Annotated in this window: 18 protein-coding genes, 5 pseudogenes and 1 other annotated feature; of the genes and pseudogenes, 11 read left to right on the top strand and 12 right to left on the bottom strand. The window is 52.6% G+C overall.

Annotated elements, in window-relative coordinates; genetic code table 11:
- Window positions 1–71: 71 nt before the first annotated feature.
- From ihfA to WH277_RS16375, 8 genes and pseudogenes are all read right to left on the bottom strand, one after another.
- Entirely contained in the window at window positions 72–371 is a 300-nt protein-coding gene (gene ihfA, locus WH277_RS16410; protein ID WP_017802142.1) for an integration host factor subunit alpha, read from the bottom strand.
- A gap of 4 nt (window positions 372–375) precedes the next feature.
- Window positions 376–2763, bottom strand: coding sequence for a phenylalanine--tRNA ligase subunit beta (pheT, locus tag WH277_RS16405; protein WP_339505967.1), 2388 nt, complete (start codon window positions 2761–2763; stop codon window positions 376–378).
- Window positions 2764–2778: 15 nt separating this feature from the next.
- Window positions 2779–3762 (bottom strand): phenylalanine--tRNA ligase subunit alpha, encoded by a 984-nt coding sequence (pheS, locus tag WH277_RS16400; protein ID WP_133845311.1) that lies wholly within the window; start codon window positions 3760–3762, stop codon window positions 2779–2781.
- A gap of 84 nt (window positions 3763–3846) precedes the next feature.
- Window positions 3847–3972: a sequence feature (Phe leader region), on the bottom strand.
- On the bottom strand, window positions 3922–3966 hold the full coding sequence (gene pheM, locus WH277_RS16395) for a pheST operon leader peptide PheM (protein ID WP_133845469.1): 45 nt from the start codon (window positions 3964–3966) through the stop codon (window positions 3922–3924). (Overlaps the previous feature by 45 nt.)
- A gap of 109 nt (window positions 3973–4081) precedes the next feature.
- Window positions 4082–4231 (bottom strand): annotated as a pseudogene (locus tag WH277_RS16390) (50S ribosomal protein L20); the annotation flags it as partial.
- 134 nt (window positions 4232–4365) lie between these two features.
- Window positions 4366–4917, bottom strand: a complete 552-nt coding sequence (infC, locus tag WH277_RS16385; protein WP_072277407.1) for a translation initiation factor IF-3 — start codon at window positions 4915–4917, stop codon at window positions 4366–4368.
- A gap of 3 nt (window positions 4918–4920) precedes the next feature.
- Entirely contained in the window at window positions 4921–6849 is a 1929-nt protein-coding gene (gene thrS, locus WH277_RS16380) for a threonine--tRNA ligase (RefSeq protein WP_133845313.1), read from the bottom strand.
- A gap of 334 nt (window positions 6850–7183) precedes the next feature.
- Entirely contained in the window at window positions 7184–7939 is a 756-nt protein-coding gene (locus WH277_RS16375) for a DUF481 domain-containing protein (protein WP_133845315.1), read from the bottom strand.
- Window positions 7940–8391: 452 nt separating this feature from the next.
- Here WH277_RS16375 and ghoS point away from each other — a divergent pair, with 452 nt between their 5' ends.
- Together ghoS and WH277_RS16365 are read left to right on the top strand one after the other, a co-directional pair.
- Window positions 8392–8682, top strand: a complete 291-nt coding sequence (gene ghoS / locus WH277_RS16370) for a type V toxin-antitoxin system endoribonuclease antitoxin GhoS (RefSeq protein WP_133845471.1) — start codon at window positions 8392–8394, stop codon at window positions 8680–8682.
- Between the two features lie 99 nt (window positions 8683–8781).
- Entirely contained in the window at window positions 8782–9594 is an 813-nt protein-coding gene (locus WH277_RS16365; RefSeq protein ID WP_339505966.1) for a fructosamine kinase family protein, read from the top strand.
- Between the two features lie 33 nt (window positions 9595–9627).
- On the opposite strand, the gene WH277_RS16360 is transcribed toward WH277_RS16365, so the two are convergent.
- Complete coding sequence (locus WH277_RS16360; RefSeq protein WP_159337223.1) at window positions 9628–10167, bottom strand: YniB family protein; 540 nt, start codon at window positions 10165–10167, stop codon at window positions 9628–9630.
- Window positions 10168–10337: 170 nt separating this feature from the next.
- Between WH277_RS16360 and hxpB the strand changes: the two genes are divergently transcribed.
- The 5 genes and pseudogenes from hxpB to katE form a co-directional block, all read left to right on the top strand.
- On the top strand, window positions 10338–11009 hold the full coding sequence (gene hxpB, locus WH277_RS16355) for a hexitol phosphatase HxpB (protein ID WP_133845321.1): 672 nt from the start codon (window positions 10338–10340) through the stop codon (window positions 11007–11009).
- A 189-nt stretch (window positions 11010–11198) separates the two neighbouring features.
- Entirely contained in the window at window positions 11199–11960 is a 762-nt protein-coding gene (kduD, locus tag WH277_RS16350) for a 2-dehydro-3-deoxy-D-gluconate 5-dehydrogenase KduD (protein WP_133845323.1), read from the top strand.
- Between the two features lie 149 nt (window positions 11961–12109).
- The gene (locus WH277_RS16345) at window positions 12110–12700 is read left to right on the top strand and encodes a metal-dependent hydrolase (RefSeq protein ID WP_133845325.1); all 591 of its coding nucleotides are present in this window, start codon (window positions 12110–12112) and stop codon (window positions 12698–12700) included.
- Between the two features lie 165 nt (window positions 12701–12865).
- Window positions 12866–14107, top strand: a complete 1242-nt coding sequence (locus tag WH277_RS16340; protein WP_339505965.1) for an L-cystine transporter — start codon at window positions 12866–12868, stop codon at window positions 14105–14107.
- A gap of 145 nt (window positions 14108–14252) precedes the next feature.
- Window positions 14253–16382: pseudogene (gene katE, locus WH277_RS16335) on the top strand (catalase HPII); the annotation flags it as partial.
- A gap of 66 nt (window positions 16383–16448) precedes the next feature.
- On the opposite strand, the gene osmE reads toward katE, so the two are convergent.
- Window positions 16449–16784 carry an osmotically-inducible lipoprotein OsmE gene (gene osmE, locus WH277_RS16330; RefSeq protein WP_133845331.1) on the bottom strand — a complete coding sequence of 112 codons (336 nt, stop codon included), beginning with the start codon at window positions 16782–16784 and terminating at the stop codon, window positions 16449–16451.
- 201 nt (window positions 16785–16985) lie between these two features.
- Between osmE and WH277_RS16325 the strand changes: the two are divergent.
- The 4 genes and pseudogenes from WH277_RS16325 to cho all read left to right on the top strand — a co-directional run.
- Window positions 16986–17515, top strand: a pseudogene (locus WH277_RS16325) (TetR/AcrR family transcriptional regulator).
- A pseudogene (locus WH277_RS16320) lies at window positions 17505–18497 on the top strand (Bcr/CflA family efflux MFS transporter); the annotation flags it as partial. The pseudogenes WH277_RS16325 and WH277_RS16320, both read left to right, overlap by 11 nt.
- Window positions 18498–18612: 115 nt before the next feature.
- Entirely contained in the window at window positions 18613–19440 is an 828-nt protein-coding gene (gene nadE, locus WH277_RS16315) for an ammonia-dependent NAD(+) synthetase (RefSeq protein ID WP_133845336.1), read from the top strand.
- Window positions 19441–19532: 92 nt separating this feature from the next.
- Window positions 19533–20233 (top strand): annotated as a pseudogene (gene cho, locus WH277_RS16310) (excinuclease Cho); the annotation flags it as partial.
- A gap of 40 nt (window positions 20234–20273) precedes the next feature.
- Here cho and spy read toward each other — a convergent pair.
- Both spy and astE read right to left on the bottom strand, forming a co-directional pair.
- Window positions 20274–20762 (bottom strand): ATP-independent periplasmic protein-refolding chaperone Spy, encoded by a 489-nt coding sequence (gene spy / locus WH277_RS16305; RefSeq protein WP_159337225.1) that lies wholly within the window; start codon window positions 20760–20762, stop codon window positions 20274–20276.
- Between the two features lie 341 nt (window positions 20763–21103).
- Window positions 21104–22108, bottom strand: coding sequence for a succinylglutamate desuccinylase (gene astE, locus WH277_RS16300; RefSeq protein WP_159337226.1), 1005 nt, complete (start codon window positions 22106–22108; stop codon window positions 21104–21106).
- Window positions 22109–22153 lie beyond the last annotated feature (45 nt).

Genomic DNA, 22153 nt, shown 5'->3' with positions numbered 1-22153 from the left:
GGTGATCGCCGCCTTTCGGTCTGCTCTCATGATGAAAAAGGCCGCTTGCGCGGCCTTTTGAATAGCAGAAATCAGTCTTCTTTCGGTGAAGCGTTCTCAACCCGGCTTTTCAGTTTCTGACCAGGTCGAAACGTCACAACCCGGCGAGCCGTAATGGGAATATCTTCACCCGTTTTGGGGTTACGTCCCGGACGTTGATTTTTGTCGCGAAGGTCGAAATTGCCAAATCCAGACAGTTTGACCTGCTCACCATTCTCCAAAGCACGACGCACTTCTTCGAAAAACAGTTCAACCAGCTCTTTGGCATCCCGTTTGCTAAGACCAAGCTTCTCAAACAGGTATTCAGACATTTCAGCTTTTGTAAGCGCCATAGGTTCAATCCCTCAAGGATGCTTGGAATCGCTCTTTCAGTGCCTCTACGCATTTTGCAACGGTAGCGGCAATCTCCTCTTCTTCGAGTGTCCGGCTGGTATCTTGCAAAATCAGGCTGATAGCGAGGCTCTTAAAACCATCATTTACGCCCTTACCACGGTACACGTCAAACAAGTTTACGCCAACTACCTGATTTACGCCAACTTTCTTACACTCGGTGATAATATCTGCTGCTGGCACGTTTTCAGCGACAACGACAGCGATGTCACGACGGTTCGCCGGGAAGCGCGAAATGCCGCTGGCATCAGGCAGGACGCGGTCTGCGACCTTATCCCACAACAGTTCAAACACCACGGTACGGCCGTTAAGATCCAGTTTACGTTCAAGTTCCGGATGCACCACACCAATAAATCCGATGTGTTCGCCACGTAAATAAATCGCGGCGCTCTGCCCCGGATGAAGCGCCGGGTTAGTGGCAGCCACAAACTGAATCTCATCGAGTTTGCCGGTCAATTCCAGCAGGGACTCTAAATCACCTTTTAAATCATAGAAGTCTACCGGGTTACGCGCCAGATCCCAGTGCTCTTCGTTGCGATGACCACTGATCACGCCAGCCAGCATAACGTCCTGACGGATACCGAGGTTTGCCTGTGTATCAGGCACAAAGCGCAACCCGCTCTCGAAAAGACGCACGCGAGACTGTTGACGGTTCTGGTTATACACCACCGCACCCAGCAGGCCACTCCACAGCGATAGACGCATTGCTGACATCTCAACGGAGATGGGGCTTGGCAGCACCAGATTTTCTTCGCCCGGGTGCAGTAACGCCTGAATTTTCGGGTCAACGAAGCTGTAGGTAATCGCTTCCTGATAGCCTTTGTCCACCAGTAACGCTTTAACACGCTTCAGCGAAAGATTCGCTTCACGATGCTTCGTCATCACCAGACCGGCCTGTACAGGCACGTCAGGAATATTGTCGTAGCCGTAAACACGGGCGACTTCCTCTACCAGGTCTTCTTCAATGGCGATGTCAAAACGCCAGCTTGGTGCCACTGCCTGCCACTCACCCTGGCCTTCTGTCACCGTGCAGCCCAGACGGCGCAGAATATCGCCCACCTCAGCATCGGCAATCACATGGCCAATCAGACGGTCCAGTTTTTCACGACGTAGCGTAATGGTGGCACGCACAGGCAAGGTTGCTTCGTGGGTCACATCGATGACCGGGCCCGCTTCACCACCGCAGATATCCAACAGCAGGCGGGTCGCACGCTCAATCGCCGTGTGCTGCAATGCCGGGTCAACACCGCGCTCGTAGCGATGCGAAGCATCCGTATGCAGACCATGACGGCGTGCACGACCGGTGATCGACAGCGGGCTGAAGAAGGCACATTCAAACAGCACGTTCTGGGTTTCTTCATTCACACCGGAATGTTCGCCACCAAAAATACCGGCCATCGCCAGCGCTTTCTTCTGATCCGCAATCACCAGCGTATCGCTGCTCAATTTAGCTTCGTTACCATCCAGCAGAACCAGGGTTTCACCCTCTTCTGCCATACGCACCACGATACCGCCCTCAAGGCGATCGAGGTCGAAGGCGTGCATCGGCTGGCCCAACTCCAGTAAAACATAGTTGGTGATGTCGACAACCGGATCGATTGAGCGAATTCCACAGCGGCGCAGTTTTTCCTTCATCCACAGCGGCGTAGCAGCTTTCACATTGATGCCTTTCACTACGCGGCCAAGGTAACGCGGACAGGCTTCGCTCGCCTCCACACGGATCGGGAAAGTATCCTGCACGGTCGCGGCGACGGGGGCCATCTCCGGCGCCGTCAGTGGCAGCTTGTTAAGCACGGCCACATCGCGCGCCACGCCGATAATGCCCAGGCAGTCGGCACGGTTAGGCGTCACGCTGATCTCAATGGTGTTGTCATCCAGCTTGAGATAATCGCGGATATCTTTGCCGATAGTCGCATCCAGCGGCAGTTCAATGATGCCGTTGTGGTCGTCGGAAATACCCAGCTCGGAGAAAGAGCACAGCATGCCTTCTGACGGCTCACCGCGCAGTTTTGCGGCTTTGATTTTGAAATCGCCCGGCAGTACCGCACCCACGGTTGCCACGGCCACTTTCAGCCCCTGGCGGCAGTTGGGTGCACCGCAGACGATATCCAGCAGGCGTTCGCCGCCCACATTGATTTTGGTCACGCGCAGTTTGTCGGCGTTAGGATGCTGACCGCACTCAACGACTTCACCTACTACCACGCCATGGAAAGCACCGGCAACCGCATCGACACCGTCCACTTCAAGGCCGGCCATGGTGATTTGATCGGACAGGGCTGCACTGTCAATGGCCGGGTTGACCCATTCACGTAACCAGAGTTCACTGAATTTCATTGGTTTTACCCGCCCTTATTTAAACTGTTTGAGGAAACGTAAATCATTTTCGAAGAAGGCACGCAGATCGGTCACACCGTAACGCAGCATGGTCAGACGCTCCATTCCCATACCAAAGGCGAAACCTGAGTACACTTCCGGATCAATACCCACATTGCGCAGCACGTTAGGGTGCACCATGCCGCAACCCAGCACTTCCAGCCATTTGCCGTTTTTACCCATCACATCCACTTCAGCAGAAGGCTCAGTGAACGGGAAGTAGGACGGACGGAAACGAACCTGCAAATCTTCTTCAAAGAAGTTGTTCAGGAAATCGTGCAGGGTGCCCTTCAGATTGGTAAAGCTGATATTTTTATCAACAATCAAGCCTTCCATCTGGTGGAACATGGGGGTATGAGTCTGATCGTAATCGTTACGATACACGCGACCTGGCGCAATAATGCGGATTGGCGGCTGCTGGTTTTTCATCGTGCGGATCTGCACGCCTGACGTTTGAGTACGCAGCAGGCGGGTGGCATCGAACCAGAAGGTATCGTGATCGGCGCGCGCCGGGTGGTGGCCCGGAATATTCAGCGCATCGAAATTATGATAGTCATCTTCAATTTCCGGGCCCGTCTCGACAGAGAAGCCCAGTTCGCCAAAGAAGGTTTCAATGCGGTCAATGGTGCGCGTGACCGGATGCAACCCACCGTTTTCAATGCGACGGCCCGGCAGAGAAACATCAATGGTTTCCTGCGCCAGACGGGCGTTCATCACTGCAGATTCCAGTGCGTTTTTCTGCGCGTTCAGCGCTTCCTGCACCTGTTGTTTTGCTTCATTGATTACCGCACCCGCTGCCGGGCGATCTTCCGCAGGCAGTTCACGCAAGGAGGTCATCTGGAGCGTGAGATGCCCTTTTTTACCCAGGTATTCGACGCGAACGTTATCTAACGCGGCGACATCCTGAGCATCATTGATGGCGGCTTTCGCGCTCGCCACCAGGTCTGCGAGATGTGACATGCTTTCCTCTTCTTCCAGCCACGCTGGCTGATCTGTTTTTTTCAGGACGAATAGCCGCCCGGTCGTTATTTAACGTGCGCTAAAACGAAAAAAGCCTCCACGAGGGAGGCTTTCAGCGCGATTTTTCGTTTCTTTTCTTTGCGCTAAAGCCCCCGATGATCAGGCGCTAAAGTAAAAAAAGAAACGGAAAATAGCAGTATTCATGGTTAGCTGACCTTAAATGCAGTTTCGGACCGCTCTATTGAAAGGCCGGAGGGGAAAAAAGTCAATCATTTCAGATAATAAAAAAGAGGGAGACGAGCTCCCTCTTCAATCTGGCTTACGCCAGAGCTGATTTCGCTTTTTCTACCAGAGCAGCAAATACTGCTTTGTCGAATACTGCGATGTCAGCCAGAATCTTACGGTCGATTTCGATCGAAGCCTTTTTCAGGCCATTGATGAAGCGGCTGTAAGAGATACCGTTAGTGCGCTTAGTAGATTTTTTAGTCAGAATATTTTTAATCTTTGGCATTTAAAAAATATCCACTTCGCATTGTTAATAAAATGAACCAGACAGGCGAATCACGCCGCGTGCCGAAACACGCAGCAAGATTACTTTAGGGCCTACTGTTTCTTCTTGGGAGCGAGCACCATAATCATCTGACGACCTTCAATCCTTGTAGGGAATGATTCGACAACTGCCAGATCAATATCTTCACACAGATCTTTACGGACGCGGTTAAGCACTTCCATACCGATCTGCTGGTGCGCCATCTCACGACCGCGGAAACGCAGCGTGATCTTGGCTTTATCGCCATCTTCCAGAAAGCGAATCAGGTTGCGTAGTTTTACCTGATAGTCGCCATCATCGGTACCAGGACGGAATTTAATTTCCTTAACCTGGATAATCTTTTGCTTTTTCTTCTGTTCTTTAGAAGATTTGCTTTTTTCGTAAAGGAACTTGCCGTAATCCATTATACGACAAACGGGCGGCTCGGCGTTGGGGCTGATCTCTACCAGATCCACGCCCGCTTCTTCAGCTTTTTCCAAAGCTTCATTCAGACTGACAATACCAATCTGTTCGCCATCGACGCCAGTCAGACGAACCTCAGTGGCGCGAATTTCTCTATTTATGCGATTAGGACGCGCCGGTTGAACTCGTTTTCCGCCTTTAATACTTTATTCCTCCAATTGATGAAGATTGCGGCTGCGGATTTCACCCTGCAGCTTAGCGATCACTTCGTTTACGTCCATGCTTCCCAGGTCTTTACCGCGGCGGGTGCGAACGGCAACTTTGCCAGCTTCCACCTCTTTATCACCACAGACCAACATATAAGGGACACGTCGTAAAGTATGTTCACGGATTTTAAAGCCAATCTTCTCGTTTCTCAAGTCCGCTTTTGCACGAATGCCCGCATTTTGCAGTTTTCGAGTCAATTCTGCAACATATTCGGACTGACCATCGGTGATATTCATCACCACAACTTGTACAGGAGCTAACCAGGTCGGGAAGAAACCGGCATATTCTTCGGTTAAAATCCCGATAAAGCGCTCCATGGACCCCAGGATTGCACGGTGAATCATCACTGGCACCTGACGTTCATTACTTTCACCGATATAAGAGGCACTCAGACGGCTCGGCAGAGAGAAGTCGAGCTGAACGGTACCGCACTGCCATGCACGGTCGAGGCAGTCATACAGGGTAAATTCAATTTTAGGACCGTAGAATGCGCCCTCACCCGGCTGATAGTCGAACGGTATATTGTTCTCTTTCAGCGCAGCGGCCAGGTCGGCCTCTGAACGGTCCCAGAGATCATCACTACCGATACGTTTTTCAGGACGGGTAGACAGTTTCACCACGATCTTTTCAAAGCCGAAGGTGCTGTACATGTCGTACACCATCTTAATACAGCCGTTGACCTCATCACGTACCTGTTCTTCGGTACAGAAGATGTGGGCATCATCCTGGGTAAAACCACGTACACGCATCAGACCGTGCAACGCACCTGACGGCTCATTACGGTGGCAACTGCCAAACTCAGCCATACGTAACGGCAGGTCGCGGTATGATTTTAGACCCTGATTGAAAATCTGCACGTGCCCTGGGCAGTTCATTGGCTTAATGCAGTATTCACGGTTCTCAGAAGAGGTGGTAAACATCGCCTCTTTGTAGTTTTCCCAGTGCCCGGTTTTCTCCCACAGCACACGGTCCATCATAAACGGACCTTTCACTTCCTGGTACTCATACTCTTTCAGCTTGGTACGAACAAACACTTCCAGTTCACGGAAAATTGTCCAGCCATCGTTGTGCCAGAACACCATACCTGGTGCCTCTTCCTGCATATGATACAGGTCGAGCTGTTTACCGATTTTACGGTGGTCGCGTTTTGCTGCTTCTTCCAGACGTTGCAGATAGGCGGCTAATTGCTTCTTATCGCCCCATGCAGTGCCGTAGATACGTTGCAGCATTTTGTTATTGCTGTCACCACGCCAGTAAGCACCAGAAATTTTCTGCAGCTTAAAGTGATGACAAAAACGCATATTGGGTACGTGCGGGCCACGGCACATATCCACATATTCTTCGTGATGATACAGACCAGGACGATCGTCGTGGCTGATATTTTCATCAAGGATGGTGGTTTTATAAGTCTCACCACGTGCAGCGAAGGCATCACGCGCTTCCTGCCAGCTGACTTTCTTCTTGATGACGTCGTAATTCGTCTCAGCTAACTGGTGCATACGCTTTTCCAGCAGCTCAATGTCTTCCTGGGTCAGCGTACGGTCGAGATCAACATCATAGTAAAAACCGTTGTCGATAACAGGACCGATAGCCATTTTCGTATCTGGCCACAGTTGCTTGATCGCGTGCCCTAAAAGGTGGGCGCAGGAGTGACGAATAATTTCCAGACCCGCATCGTCTTTCGCCGTGATGATGGCAACTTGTGCGTCTTCGGTGATCGGGTCAACCGCATCAACCAGTTCGCCATTGACACGTCCGGCAATACAGGCTTTCGCCAGGCCAGGACCGATGTCCAGAGCAATATCCATCACGCTTACGGCGTGGTCAAACGAACGCTGGCTTCCATCAGGAAGAGTAATAACAGGCATGAAACATCCTTAATTGCAGTGGTAACCCACACGTAAGATTACATGCAAAATTAAAATTTACGTTATACAACAAGCACTTTGCACTTGAAACCGACTCACATTTGCCGATTTGGTACAGGCCTGGTACACATATTCAAAAGTGTCTGTTTATCAGAAACTTCAGAAGGAGGAACATCTTACACTTCATAGAGGTCAATTGCACGGGGGCGTGTCTTAAGCAATGAACGGATACGTCATCAAATGGCTTTAGGATCAGAGAGAAACCGTTCAGAAACGAAGCAGGAGGATTCGAGGCAGGAGAAAAACGAGCCGCAGGCAGCGGCTCGTCTGAGGATTACATCGCGTAGGAAAGCATGATCGTTGTTTTGGTATCAGTATGATCAGGCGCAGACTCTGGAGGATTCTGGTTCCAGGTCACGTTGTAAGCCATTTTCAGGGCGAAATGTTCATTAATCGCCACCTGAAGACCGGTTTCTGAGTTGACGGTAGTATCGTCGCTACCCAGAACGGAAACACCCTGAATGAACTTGGTGGTATCGGTTAACTGCCACTGGTAGCTAAATGCACCGTAAGCCAGCGCCTGAGTTTCATGGCCACCTTGATGGTAATCGTCATAACGCACACCAGGACCGGCTTCCACACGCAGTGAGTGCACCGGGCCATTCAGCAGCTGACGACCATAACCTGCCGCCAGGATGGAACGACCATCGTAGCCATTGAAACGGTCACTTAACCAGCTTGCCTGGCCGAACAGGTAATCGGCACTGTTCATGTTGTAACGCGTACGGCCACCCACCTGATAAGTCTCTGAAGAGCGCTCATCATTGGAAGAGGTGTTACTGGCGTTGCCCCAAAGGCTGTATGCAAAGCTTGGCGTATACCAGGTCAGGTTGGTGTTTGCCGTTGCAGAGGAGCTGGTGGTGTTGCCAGACTGCGCCAGATAACCCGCAGCGGCGTTGCCTTCAAAATCTTTTTTCGCCGTGGAAGGGTCATCCATAACCGTGAAGACGTTATTATCCGCCAGGGCTTGTTGACACAGTGCTCCCCCGGAGAGCAGCAGAACTACAGACAGCTTATTAAGCGCTTTCATTTAAATGTGACCCGTACGACAGTTTTTAAAAGAGTGAGTCTGAAGCGTTTTGAAGGACGATCAACGCATTTTACGGTAATATTCGTAACAATTTGTTAATTCGCTCTTTTTACAAAGCATCATGACAAAACAGCACCGTTATTGAGAACATTCCCATTAACGCGGCGCATTATAGAGGGTATTTGGTGAGAAAACACCTGGCTGTAAATAAGAAATATCTTTAGTAACGGGCATTTTCTCACCGAAAACCGTCAGCAATGTGACTAAATGTAAAATCCCCCCAGTCAACGGGCTGCTTTCTTCTTCACCTCTTTCTCAAGCCCCCCTGCTCTGATTTGCAGCACGCACAAATGTGTTAATGCGCCACATCCCCCCTACGATATGCTGATTTTACTGCGCCCCCTTCAGGATGGGCTACGCTGAAAACATGTTTTTTTACAATGAGGTGAATGATGAGTAATCAGGGGATCCATCAGTATGTTGTGACTTTTCATTACGATGAAAAAGGTTTGTCAGATGTGCTGGAACTCAGTAGTGCGCTGATTAGTAGTGGATTTTCTACCACGTTGAAAGATGACGATGGTCATCCACACGAGCTTGGCACCAACAGTTTCGGTATCATTACCGCTTTGTCAGAAGAGGATATCCACCAGCAAGCGGTGGGGATCGGTGAACAGGTACTGGGAGAAGTACCGCAACTTGACGTTCAGCACTGGGAAGACTTCCGCAGTAACACCGACTAAGTTTTTGTAAAGACGGGCGCTTAACGTGCGCAAACGCAGATTTTGGTTATTCTTTAAGCGTTATCATAGTGCAATCACAGCGAAAAAGAGGAGTGTCCTATGTGGTCAGCCATTCGTCGTCTGTTGAGTGAACAGTTGGGGCCGGCAGAGATCACCGAACGCAGCGAGCTGCCCGGTGGTGATGTTCATCCCACCTGGTATCTGCGCTATGGTGAGCATGAAATCTTCGTTAAATGTAACCAGCGTGACATGCAGGACCTGTTCACATGGGAAGCCGATCAGTTACAGCTGCTGGCACGCAGTCAGACAGTGCGCGTACCGGCGGTATACGGGGTGGGTAGCGATCGCGATACCAGCTTTTTACTGCTTGAGTACATCCCGGTCAGGCCGCTTGATGCCCATGGTGCTTTTCAACTGGGTCAGCAGCTGGCGCACCTTCATCAGTGGAGTGAACAACCGCAGTTTGGCCTCGACTTCGACAATAACATCACCACCTCCCTGCAGCCGAACAGCTGGTTACGCCGCTGGTCGGTATTCTTTGCCGAACAGCGCATCGGCTGGCAGCTTCAGCTCGCCGCAGAGAAAGGCATTCAGTATGGTGACAGCGAACTGATTGTCCATTGTGCACAAGCGATTCTGGAATCACATCACCCTCAGCCGTCCGGGGATCGTGAATGCGATCTGGCGATGCTGTCCTGGTTCCCGGATGTTCCGGTGCAGGTTTATGATGGTTACCAGTCAGTCTGGCCGCTGCCTGGCGACTTCCTGCAACGGCAGCCTGTCTATCAGCTCTATTACCTGCTTAACCGCGCCAATGTCTTTGGCGGACGCTGGCTGGGAGAGGCGCAACGGGCCACAAGCGCATTGCTGGATACCGATGAGCGGGTAAAACGCCACGCGCGCCCTGCCTGATGGCAGAACGCAAACGTGGGTATGAGGGCTGGCTTAGTAGATGAAGCCAGCCAGTTTCAACACAAAATATCCGGCCACTATGATGATCACCGGCAGGATGTAGAGCGGGAAGATTTGCAGGAAAATCGTGTGCCGTGGCACCACAATTTTTGCTTCCAGCTGTTCCCGGCTTTGCCCTTCTGTGCCGCGCGCTTTCTCCAGGATCATCTGATCTTCCAGACTCTCACGCAGAAAACGCGTCTGCCGCCACATACGTGCTCCCGAGGCCTGTAACGCCAGACCAACAAAAATCAGCACATAAATTATCCAGAACAGGACATTCGTCCCCTGATTAAAATCCGGTATGGGCGAATTTGCCCAGAAGCCAGAGAGAAAACCAGTATTGAAGCGGATCATATCAATCATCACATGGGCGAAATCCTGCATCACCGCATTGATACCTTCGCGCTGCTCACGACTCTTTTCCAGAAAACCCAGCAGTGAAATCAGCGTCGATAACAACGCGGGAATAAAAATAATCCAGCCCGCGATGCGCTTTATAATCGCAACCCTGCCAGCCTGTTGATATGTCATGCTTTCTCCAGTCCATCTGTTGTCTGCCTGTCAGTTTACCTGTAGTGACATAAAAGTGCCTGCAAAATGCAGAGTTAATGCCAGGTTTACACAGACAGCCTGCCGCGATGATAATTTTTTCATCAACACTTCGTGCTAAGCTGCCATAAACTGTTAAATGGAGCCGTAGCATGTCTTATCACCGCCCTGTACTCGCCGCCATTTTTGATATGGATGGTCTGCTGATTGATTCCGAGCCCCTGTGGCAACAAGCCGAGCTGGATATCTTAACCACCCTTGATGTTGACCTCAGCCGTCGCGGTGAAATGCCGGATGCGCTGGGTCTGCGTATCGATCAGGTGGTACGCATGTGGTATGAAAACCTGCCGTGGAAAGGCCCCTCCCAGGCCGAAGTCACCCAGCGAGTCATCGCACGGGCACTGAGTCTGGTCGAAGAAACCCGGCCGCTCCTGCCCGGTGTTGAACAGGCATTACAGCTCTGTCAGTCCGAGGGACTGAAGATCGGCCTCGCGTCTGCCTCACCGCTATTTATGCTGGAACGTGTGCTGGAGATGTTCAACCTGCGCCAGTACTTTGAGGTCCTGGCCTCGGCAGAGGCGCTGCCTTACAGTAAACCCCACCCGCAGGTCTATCTGGATGCAGCCGCCCGCCTGGGCGTGGATCCGCTCAACTGCGTGACGCTGGAAGACTCATTTAACGGCATGATCGCCACCAAAGCAGGACGTATGCGCTCTATCGTCGTCCCGGATGCCGCTCATGCCGCCGATCTGCGCTGGTCACTGGCTGACGTAAAACTCGCCAGCCTTGAAGAGCTTACAGCACAGCATCTGCACGGACGCTGAGTCAGTACCAGGCGGCAACACGTCCGCCTGGTTTTTTATTTTCACTCATTGCCGTCAAAATAAATAAAACATCGTTTCATTTTTGTTGAATTCATCCCCGCTTCTGCCTATGCTCCGTTAACCGGCTCGCGCATATCCGTTATGTCATCTCTGCCATGGCGCGTGCCCACTTATCTATAAGGAGCCACGATGATCCTGAACACATTTAATCTTGAAGGCAAAGTGGCCATGATTACCGGCTGTAACACCGGTCTTGGTCAGGGAATGGCGCTTGGGTTGGCCCAGGCAGGATGCGATATTATTGGTGTTAATCGCTCCTCTGCCAGCGAGACTGCACAAAAAGTCATGGCCACCGGGCGACGGTTTGTCAGCATCACAGCAGACCTTTCCGACAGCCATTGCCTTGAGAGCGTGATGGATCAGGCGCTGACCGCCTGCCCACAGTTAGATATTTTGGTCAACAATGCCGGGATTATTCGCCGGGCAGACGCGCTCGACTTCAGCGAACGTGACTGGGATGACGTAATGAACGTTAACAGCAAGACATTGTTTTTCCTCTCACAGGCGGTAGCCCGCCAGTTTGTTCGCCAGGGGCGTGGGGGTAAAATCATCAATATCGCTTCAATGCTCTCTTATCAGGGGGGGATCCGGGTGCCGTCCTACACGGCGTCAAAAAGCGCCGTGATGGGGCTCACGCGCCTGATGGCCAATGAATGGGCGCAGTATGGTATCAACGTCAATGCCATCGCCCCCGGTTATATGGCCACCAATAACACGGAACAGCTACGTGACGATGAAGACAGGAATCAGCAAATTCTGGATCGCATCCCTGCCGGACGCTGGGGTCAAAGTGACGATATGATGGGCCCGGTGGTATTTCTCGCCTCTGCGGCCGCTGACTACGTCAATGGCTATACGCTGGCGGTAGACGGTGGCTGGCTGGCACGTTAATGCGCTGCGGTGAACAAAAGCCGCTCACGCTTTGTTCACCGCACGATTAATGCCAAATTATTTATCTTTCGTTACAGCGTCACATATTTATTCTACTGTATATATTCCCTATACTGGATGCATTGACAGTTATGCAGCCAGGTACTCCCATGACGGCCGAAGGCCATCTTATTTTTGCCATCGCCAGTGCAATTTTTGCGAAACGTGCCGAACTCACTCCCGTTCTGGCCAGCGCAGACTGGTGGCACATTATCCCCGCTACGTTGCTGACCTGCCTGTTGCCCGATATCGACCATCCGAAGTCGTTTCTGGGCCAGCGCCTGAGGTGGCTATCGCATCCTATCGCCCGTGCGTTTGGCCACCGGGGGTTCACCCACAGCCTGCTGGCAGTCGTCGGGGGCGTTGCCCTGTTGCAGTTAAAGCTCCCGGACGCCTGGCTGATTCCAGCGGATGCTTTTCAGGGGATGGTGCTGGGTTATCTGAGCCACATCGTCGCCGACATGCTGACACCCGCTGGCGTGCCGCTGCTCTGGCCCTGTCGCTGGCGCTTTCGTTTGCCCGTGCTGAACAGCCAAAAAGGCAATCAGCTGGAGCGCGCCCTGTGCCTGGTTTTAGTCGGCTATGCCATCTGGTTCCCCCCCAGCTCGCTACCTTTTGGTGCATCCGGCTGGACAAACCAGGTGGTCAGCTCCGCGCAATATCACATTGAGCGATTAATTAATAAACGAAGGGTTGATTAAGTGTTCAAATAACACCGAAAAGTTATAAATAATTCCATCTGGATATAAGGCTGCACCATAAGTAGCTGATACCATTCCGCCACTGTTTTTACTTTCTGCGCGTCAAAAATTAATTGTCACCAGCATGGCGACATTGTAGTCCGTATTTATTGGGAGAAAATGGGAATGAACTTTCCGCTAATCATTAACCTTGTGGCGTTTGTCGCCCTGCTGCTGCTGCTGGCCCTTCACGCGATCTACGGCGAAAACAGCCCGATCATTAAAGAGTCGGTCAGCTGGTTTAACCTCGTCGGTAACGGCTATGTTCAGCTGTTACAAATGATTGTTATGCCGCTGGTATTTGCCTCTATCCTCAGCGCAGTTGCCCGTCTGCACAACGCGTCATCACTGGGTAAAATCAGCCTGCTGACATTGGTGCTGGTGCAGGGTGTGCAGGAAAGTGCGCGTCTGGCTGCGATCCAAAATAATTACGTCGGCAAAGTTGCTGACCTCAGTGCGCCGCAGCTGTTGCTCTCTTTTGTTCCGAAGAATCCGTTTGCCGATCTGACCGGTGCCAATCCGACGTCAATTATCAGCGTGGTGATCTTCGCGGCCTTCCTCGGTGTTGCCGCGCTGCAACTGCTGAAGGATGATGCCGAAAAAGGTCAGCGTGTTCTGAAAGCCATCGATACGCTGCAAGCGTGGGTGATGAAGCTGGTCCGCCTGATTATGAAGCTGACGCCGTACGGCGTGCTGGCGCTGATGACCAAAGTCGTCGCCACATCCAACCTCAGCGACATTATTAAACTGGGTAGCTTCGTGCTGGCATCCTATCTTGGCCTGGCGATTATGTTCGCCGTGCACGCCCTGCTGCTGTCGGTTAACGGTGTAAATCCACTGCGCTTCTTCCGCAAAGTGTGGCCAGTGATTACCTTTGCCTTCACCAGCCGTTCCAGTGCCGCCACTATCCCGCTGAGCGTTGAGGCTCAAACCCGCCGTCTGGGTATTCCTGAATCCATCGCCAGCTTTGCCGCCTCATTCGGTGCCACTATCGGTCAGAACGGCTGTGCCGGTCTCTATCCGACCATGCTGGCAGTGATGGTTGCGCCAACCGTTGGCATCAACCCGTTCGAACCGATGTGGATTGCCACGTTGATAGGCATTGTCACCCTCAGTTCTGCGGGTGTGGCAGGCGTTGGCGGCGGTGCCACCTTTGCTGCTCTGATCGTACTGCCGGCGATGGGCCTGCCTGTCACCCTGGTCGCTTTGCTGATCTCCATCGAACCGCTGATCGATATGGGGCGTACTGCGCTGAACGTTAACGGCTCCATGACTGCCGGAACGCTGACCAGTCAGTGGCTGAAGCAAACGGATAAGAAGATTTTGAATACCGATGCGGATAACGAAGCCGAATTAGCTCACCGTTAATTGCCGTTTACGGGCCGGTATCCTGCCGGCCCTTTTTTATTTCCTGCCATCAATTTGACTTATCCCTCCATTTTGCAGGCGTATACCGCTCACTGTTCTATAGTTACTGGTACCCGAAAGCCCGTCACTGGAGCAGTGTATTATGTCAAAAAAAAACGAACGCCCGGATAGCGGCCACCTTTCCTCACCTGCCAACACTAAAGTTGATGCACTTGACCCCTTTCGCAAGAGCGGAAAAAATCAGCCCCTGACCACCAATCAGGGCACGCGGATCGCGGATGACCAGAATTCACTGCGCGCAGGGACTCGAGGCCCAACCCTGCTCGAAGACTTCATTCTGCGCGAAAAAATCACCCATTTTGACCATGAGCGAATTCCGGAAAGGGTTGTTCATGCGCGCGGTTCGGCTGCACATGGTTATTTCCAGCCCTACCGTGATATGAGTGATATCACTAAAGCCAGTTTTCTGACCTCACCTGATACTGTTACCCCCGTTTTTGTCCGTTTCTCAACGGTTCAGGGCGGTGCGGGTTCCGCCGATACCGTGCGCGATATTCGCGGTTTCGCCACCAAGTTTTATACCGATGAAGGTGTCTTCGACTTAGTGGGTAACAATACCCCGGTTTTCTTCATTCAGGATGCGCACAAATTCCCTGACTTTGTCCATGCAGTGAAGCCCGAACCGCATAATGAAATGCCGCAAGGCGGTAGCGCTCATGACAGTTTCTGGGATTATGTCTCGCTTCAGCCCGAGACCCTGCACAATGTTATGTGGGCAATGTCCGACCGTGGCATCCCGCGCAGCTATCGCACTATGGAAGGTTTTGGTATTCACACCTTCCGCTTTATCAATGCCGCAGGTCACGCCACCTTTGTGCGTTTTCACTGGAAACCGGTGGCAGGTAAAGCGTCACTGCTATGGGATGAATCCCAGAAACTCAGCGGCCGCGATCCGGATTTCCATCGTCGTGATCTGTGGGAGTCTATTGAGGCCGGTGATTTCCCTGAGTACGAACTGGGCGTACAGCTGGTAGAAGAGAGCGATGAGTTTGCTTTTGATTTTGATCTGCTGGATGCCACCAAGCTGATCCCTGAAGAACTGGTCCCCGTAGAGCTGATTGGCAAGATGGTACTGAACCGTAACCCGGATAACTTCTTCGCCGAAACTGAACAGGTCGCCTTCCATCCAGGCCATATCGTTCCTGGCATGGACTTCACCAATGACCCGTTGCTTCAGGGACGCCTTTTTTCTTACACCGATACGCAAATCAGTCGTCTTGGTGGGCCTAACTTCCACGAAATTCCCATCAATCGCCCGGTGTGTCCTTATCACAACTTTCAGCGTCAGGGTATGCATCGCATGGATATCGATACCAACCCGGCCAACTACGAACCTAACTCGATTAATGACAACTGGCCGAGGGAAACCCCTCCTGCGGCTCAGCGGGGTGGATTCGAAAGCTACCAGGAACGCATTGAGGGTCATAAAGTCCGTGAGCGCAGCCCCACATTTGATGAGCATTACTCTCAGCCACGGCTGTTCTGGCTCAGCCAGATGCCCGTAGAACAGCAGCACATTATTGAAGCCTTCTCCTTTGAATTAAGTAAGGTGAGCAGTAGTGCTATCCGCGAACGCGTGGTGGATCAGCTGACGCATATTGATATCTCTCTCGCCACCGGTGTGGCTGAACATCTGGGTGTGACGCTGTCCGATGAGCAGATGCAGACCGCCCCTCCTAAGGACATTAATGGTCTGAAAAAAGATGCCAGCCTGAGCCTTTATGCTGTTCCCAGCGGCAATATCAAAGGCCGGCAGGTTGCTCTGTTTGTCAGCGATGGCGTTGATGCTGCTGATACGCTGGCTATTTTTCTGGCACTTAAACAACATGGCGTACATGCAAAACTGCTGGCGGCGCACATGGGCGAGGTGACCGCCAGCGATGGTTCCTCACTTCCCGTGGATGGCACCTTTAGCGCGTTGCCCTCACTCGCTTTTGATGCTGTCATCGTTCCGGATGGCAATATCGATGCGCTGCTGCTGCGCGGCGATGCGTGCTATTTCCTTCTGGAGGCTTATAAACACCTGAAAGTGATCGGTCTGAGTGGAGATGCACGGCGCTTTGCGGCGCACTTTGGTCTGGCTGACGACGAACAGGAGGAAGGCATTATTACGGAGAGCAAAGCGGAAGGTAAATTAATGAGCGATTTTGTCGCGGCACTGGCGATGCACCGCATCTGGTCACGCAGCCAGAAAGCATTAAGTGTTCCGGCATAAACGACAGAAGAAAACTCCGTATAAAAAAAGGCCACCGATGTGGCCTCTTTTTATTCAGACAATCTGCTACTGATTAACCTGAGGATCGGTATCGTACTCTTTACAGCTCTGGAAGCCGTAGTTCATTACGCGACCGGTGTCAGCGTAGCTAACGAAGTAGGTTTGCTGCTTGCCGTCACGTTCACCCAACACATAGGTCTGGCACGTACCACGCGCATGTACCATCGTAATTTCGGTTGATGGTGGGCCGGCAATATCACGAACCTGCTGACGCGTCATACCTTTTTTCACATCCTGTACGACTGGTTTCGTCGCATAGCTTTCAGCGCGGTCGTAAGCTGTACAACCAGATAACACAGCCAGTGCTACTGCGGCACCTATCAATCCCGTCATTTTACGCATTTATTCTTCCTCGTGTCTTATCCGTGTAACGTTAAGCCTGGAATAGAAATACAGATTTTTCAACTTTTTGGCGTCAAATTATTATCAGTTACCTCCGTAGGGTGCTTATAATCTACAGATTGAGAATGAACATTCGCACTGACTATCCTGATCTGCGTCATCCGCGTTTACAGGACCGTTTTACCTGACAGTGGAGCACCAGTGAGCCTACAAACAGAAGCCCGTGATGCCCGCCATCGTCTGCGCCAGGATGAAATCATTATCGCTGCCCGTCGCTGTTTCCGTCAGCATGGTTTTCATGCCGCCAGTATGGCGCTATCGTTATTTCACCAATAAAGATGCGATTATCCAGGAAATCGTAAGCGAATTATGACTCCGTGTGCAGGAGATGCTCCCACCAGCAGCAATATTCATCTGGCAAGATGCTGGCATGGCGTGAAGCTCAGGATGAAGATGATGAAGCGCTGATGGTGGAAGTGGCTGCCGAAGCCACCCGTAACCCGCGCGTGGCACAAATGATAGCTGATGCTGATGAGCGCATGTTCAGCCATGCCTGTCAGAAAGTTGCCCGCCTGCATCCCGAATTCAGTGCCGAACGGGTTCGGGCCAGCGTCGAGATCCTCGCCGTGATGGTTGAAGGCACCTCTTATCGTCGGCTGACACCGCAAAAAGCCTCACCCGAGCGCCTCTACACCTTCAAACGTCTTGGCTATGCCTTGGCCCCTGAGTGATAAATATGGCCGCATTCGTCCTTTGCTGCTGTCACTGGTATTGCTGCTGGTGGCATCGATCGGCTGTGCGCTGGCGCAGGATATCCACCAGCTTCTGCTGGCACGCCTGTTTGAAGGATTGTCCGGCGCCGGCGGCGCGGTTCTGTCACGTGCTATCGCTCGCGATATGTATAGCGGGCACGAGTTAACCCGCTTCTTCGCCCTGTTGATGCTGGTGAACGGACTGGCCCCGATTGCCGCCCCGGTGATGGGTGGCGCACTGATGGCCTTCCTCGACTGGCGGGGCCTGTTTATGGTCATCGCACTCATCGCACTGCTGCTGTTTATTCTGGCACGTATCAAGCTGCATGAAACTCTGCCCCCGGAACGACGTAGCCAGGGCAGTATCTTCTCTGCGTGGGCCGCCTTAGGTCAGGTGGTCACTCATCGTCCGTTTATGGGATTCTGCCTGACTCAGGGCTTTATGATGTCCGGCATGTTCGCTTACATCGGCGCCTCCCCTTTCGTGTTGCAACAAATCTACCAACTGTCGCCGCAGGCCTTCAGTTTATGTTTTGCTGCGAACGGTGTCGGCCTGATAATTGCATCACAGGTCAGTGCCCGTCTCTGCCCGCTTTGGGGTGAATACCGGGTGCTGAAAGGTGGTCTGACACTGGCGTTTATCTCATCCAGTAGTTTGCTGCTGGCAGGTTTAAGCGGCGCGGCTCTGCCGCTGGTGCTGGTCGCGCTGTTCTTTAGCGTGGCCAGTAACGGGGTCATTTCCGTCACCGCGTCATCGCTGGCGATGCAAAGCCAGGGCCACCGGGCGGGCAGCGCCTCAGCGGTGATTGGCGTCACCATGTTTACCCTGGGCGGCATCAGCGTGCCGGTAACTGGCATTGGCGGCACATCGGTACTGACCATGACCGCCACCATATTCGGTTGCTATATGCTGGCCATATTGATGTTTACCCTGCTGGCAGTGAAACCGAAAAACGCCTGATATATCAGCGTGTGGCGCGAATAAGTATTTGTTGTTTCGCGCCATGCAGGTTAGCTTTAACAGACAAAAATGCATCTGGCCGCCGTCTGTCGGCGCTGAATCTGAGGAGAGGTCAATGGCTTTGCAACAGGACATTATCAAGGCGCTGGGCGTCAAACCCACTATTGATGCCCGTGAAGAAGTTCGCACCAGCGTAGAGTTTCTCAAGTCGTATCTGAAAACCTATCCGTTCCTGAAAACGCTCGTGCTGGGGATCAGCGGCGGTCAGGACTCTACGTTAACCGGAAAACTGTGCCAGACCGCCATCAACGAACTGCGTGACGAAACCGGCGATACGACTTACCAGTTTATCGCCGTACGTCTGCCGCACGGCATTCAGGCTGACGAGCAAGATTGCCAGGATGCGATTACGTTTATCCAGCCAGACCGCGTACTGACAGTTAACATCAAGGCGGCGGTGCAGGCCAGCGAGCAGGCACTGCGCGAGGCAGGTATTACGCTGTCTGATTTTATTCGTGGTAATGAGAAAGCCCGTGAGCGTATGAAAGCTCAGTACAGCATCGCGGGTATGACAGCAGGTGTGGTGGTCGGTACCGATCATGCTGCCGAAGCGGTCACTGGATTTTTCACCAAGTATGGCGATGGCGGTACGGACATTAACCCGATTTTCCGTCTCAACAAAGGCCAGGGAAAACAGCTATTGAAAGCGCTGGGTTGCCCGGAACATCTCTATCTGAAACAGCCTACGGCCGACCTGGAAGATGACCGTCCAGGTTTGCAGGATGAAGTCGCGCTGGGCGTGACCTATGAGATGATCGATCGTTATCTTCAAGGCGAAACGATCGATGCCAGCGCGGCGAAAACCATTGAAAGCTGGTATCTGAAAACGGAGCATAAACGTCGCCCACCGATCACCGTCTTCGACGATTTCTGGAAGAAATAACCCTCAGCGGGGCGGCATCCTGCCACCCCGCTGCTTTTTCATCCCTGCATTCACTGCTACACTGTACAAGTAACCAGTAAGTGGAGTCGTGAGTGACAAAAAAAATAGCCAGCCGTCGCCCTGTTTTCGAGGCAGAAACCCTCTACCAATACCCCGAGCAACTCCGTCCGTGGCTTTCCAGTCTCCCCGCCCTGCCCGGTGTGTATACCTTCCACGGCGAAAGCGACAGACTGCCGCTCTATATCGGCAAAAGTGTCAATATCCGCAGCCGCGTGCTGTCGCACCTGCGCACCCCAGCCGAGGCAAGAATGCTGTATCAGGCCAGGCGCATCAGTTTTATTCCTACCGCCGGAGAGATGGGCGCTCTGTTGCTGGAAGCACAGATGATCAAGCTACAGCAACCGCTGTTTAATAAGCGCCTGCGCAAAAACCGCCAGCTCTGCGCACTGCAAATCCGTGAGGGTCGGCCCGACGTAGTCTATGCCAAAGAGGTCGATTTTTCCCATACATCGAATCTGTTTGGTCTGTATGCACATCGCCGCGCTGCGCTGGCTACGCTGCAGAAGATCGCCGATGAACAACAGCTCTGTTACGGCCTGCTGGGTCTGGAGCCGTTAAGCAAAGGACGAGCCTGCTTTCGTTTTGCCCTGAAGCGCTGTGCAGGTGCCTGCTGCGGTAAAGAGCCACCCGAGGAACATCAGCAGCGTTTACTGGCCGCGCTGGAAGCCGTACGGCTTCAGTGCTGGCCATACATGTGATCAATAACTGGCTGTATCTGGGATCGGTCACGACTGGAAGACGCCGTCGCGGTCTCCAATCTATGTCAGCGAGGTTTAGTCGTCTGCAGGAAGCATTTTACCTTCATGCTGTGGTTTTTCTGTCAGACGTTTCTCAAAATTCTGATTAAACTGTTTTTTCTGCTCAGGAGTCAGCACGTTATACAGTTTGTTCTGCGTTTCCAGCATCGACAGTGCGCGCGCTTTGCCGTTCGCCGACATCTCCGTTGCCTGGGCTTCCGCTTTAGTCCGGTCGAAGCTGTCTGCTGCGATAATGCTGTGTATCGCACGACGCTCTTCCAGGGAAGGACGCTTCATCTCTTTGTGCGACTCTTTCATAATGGTGCGCATCTGTTGTTTCTGCGCATCCGTCAAATTCAGCCCCTTGAACATTTCATGCATACCGCCATGGCGTGGTGGCTTATGCATCATCGGTTTTTCAGCGCCCGCTGGCGGGGGGGTTAAGGTATCCGCTGCGGCATGAACGATACCAGCAGTACCCAAGGCCAGTGTAGCGGCTACAACGAAAGAAGATAATTTACGCATAATATTGTCCTTATATTTCAGTCTGTGGCAATTCAGTTGTCGTGATGTCGAAAGCAAGTTTACGACGCTGAACGTCAAGTACTCAGAGGCAGAGTAAAGCCGTGAAAGCATAAAAGACAATCTATCGCCAATCATGGAGACAATGCGAAGGATTCGGTGAGGAATTGCAAAAGAGTATGAATTTACGGGGATTTATGCAGAGATTATGGAGAAGTGTAATACGGAAGGCAGAATAGCGGAAGGAAAAAGTTAGCGTCTTTACCTGTTACTGTGCAATGAACCACACCAGCAGAGCGCAATAAAAGTGCGACCGTGGTCCGGCCGCATTCTATCGCATTCCCTTAGGGTAACGTCGATCCCAGCGCCTCGTTATGCGCACTGTCTTCCACCAGCATCAGCCCGGCACGTAAGCCCGTGGCGACAGCAGGGTTCGGGAACAGAACAAATTCCTGCGCCTGCTGGACGTAATAGCGCTTATCGCCATCTTCCGCCAACAGCGCCCCCTGCGGGAAAGCGGTGAAGTTCAGCGTCTCAGGACTCATATGTAATACAAATTTTTCGGAAAGCCGGGTAATTTGCTGTGACACGCGATAGCGGCGTGGCGGCTCTGCCACCTCAGGTAATGCGCCGCCGCTGATCAATGCGTGCAGCGCCTGCGCAGAAGCCGCAAACTGGCTCAGATCGTTCTCACCGAAGGGTAACGCTTTACCCAGTTCCAGCGTACAGCTGGCAGCCTGGAAATGCTGATTACTGTAATGCGTAAACGTCCCGCCCGGTGCCCGGTGAAACACCAGTGCATCCAGTCCGGCAGCGGCCAGCCAGTCCATAAAGGTTTCAGGCCACGGCGTCTCACGCAGCGGCATCACACCGAAACGGGTGTGATACGAACCACGGATTGCCGTGTGCATGTCGATATGCCAGCGCACCTCTTCATATTCACCCGCCTGCCAGAAGTTTTCCATTGCCTGCTCCAGCCGCCAGGCACGACGCGCTTCGGGGCAATCCTCATACTGCTGCCAGCGGCCGCCAAACATGCGGTTCATGTCGCCGTGCAGATAACGCTTATTCTGGCGCAGCGCAGCCGGATTGCCGTAAATCACCAGTAAGCGGGTTAACAGCGGCTGCTCACCGCGCAACAGCGGCTCGAGAAGCTGCTCGAGGATCTCTACGGGGGCCGTTTCATTACCATGAATGCCCGCGGAGACCACCAGCGCCATCGACACCGTCTCATTCGGCGTCAGTTCAAGAATACCCACGTCAATCCAGCGCCAGCTCAGATGCGCATTCTGCCCTTCCGAATGCGCAGGGCTGTGCCCGTTGAGGGTTAATGTGAGGAAATCCTGCATCGATACTCCTTAGAATAATCGCCGTTCAGCCCTGACAGGCCGGAG

Origin of the sequence: Erwinia sp. MYb416 (assembly GCF_037479575.1) — a bacterium.
Taxonomy (GTDB): Bacteria; Pseudomonadota; Gammaproteobacteria; order Enterobacterales; family Enterobacteriaceae; genus Erwinia; species Erwinia rhapontici.
This window is presented reverse-complemented; position numbering and strand designations above follow the sequence as displayed.

Coding starts and splice junctions, on each gene's coding strand:
- WH277_RS16345 (WP_133845325.1), top strand. CDS start 12,110: ATGACGGCCGAAGGCCATCTTATTTTTGCCATCGCCAGTGCAATTTTT.
- ihfA (WP_017802142.1), bottom strand. CDS start 371: ATGGCGCTTACAAAAGCTGAAATGTCTGAATACCTGTTTGAGAAGCTT.
- kduD (WP_133845323.1), top strand. CDS start 11,199: ATGATCCTGAACACATTTAATCTTGAAGGCAAAGTGGCCATGATTACC.
- thrS (WP_133845313.1), bottom strand. CDS start 6,849: ATGCCTGTTATTACTCTTCCTGATGGAAGCCAGCGTTCGTTTGACCAC.
- WH277_RS16340 (WP_339505965.1), top strand. CDS start 12,866: ATGAACTTTCCGCTAATCATTAACCTTGTGGCGTTTGTCGCCCTGCTG.
- ghoS (WP_133845471.1), top strand. CDS start 8,392: ATGAGTAATCAGGGGATCCATCAGTATGTTGTGACTTTTCATTACGAT.
- hxpB (WP_133845321.1), top strand. CDS start 10,338: ATGTCTTATCACCGCCCTGTACTCGCCGCCATTTTTGATATGGATGGT.
- nadE (WP_133845336.1), top strand. CDS start 18,613: ATGGCTTTGCAACAGGACATTATCAAGGCGCTGGGCGTCAAACCCACT.
- WH277_RS16365 (WP_339505966.1), top strand. CDS start 8,782: ATGTGGTCAGCCATTCGTCGTCTGTTGAGTGAACAGTTGGGGCCGGCA.
- pheS (WP_133845311.1), bottom strand. CDS start 3,762: ATGTCACATCTCGCAGACCTGGTGGCGAGCGCGAAAGCCGCCATCAAT.
- osmE (WP_133845331.1), bottom strand. CDS start 16,784: ATGCGTAAAATGACGGGATTGATAGGTGCCGCAGTAGCACTGGCTGTG.
- WH277_RS16360 (WP_159337223.1), bottom strand. CDS start 10,167: ATGACATATCAACAGGCTGGCAGGGTTGCGATTATAAAGCGCATCGCG.
- pheT (WP_339505967.1), bottom strand. CDS start 2,763: ATGAAATTCAGTGAACTCTGGTTACGTGAATGGGTCAACCCGGCCATT.
- spy (WP_159337225.1), bottom strand. CDS start 20,762: ATGCGTAAATTATCTTCTTTCGTTGTAGCCGCTACACTGGCCTTGGGT.
- astE (WP_159337226.1), bottom strand. CDS start 22,108: ATGCAGGATTTCCTCACATTAACCCTCAACGGGCACAGCCCTGCGCAT.
- WH277_RS16375 (WP_133845315.1), bottom strand. CDS start 7,939: ATGAAAGCGCTTAATAAGCTGTCTGTAGTTCTGCTGCTCTCCGGGGGA.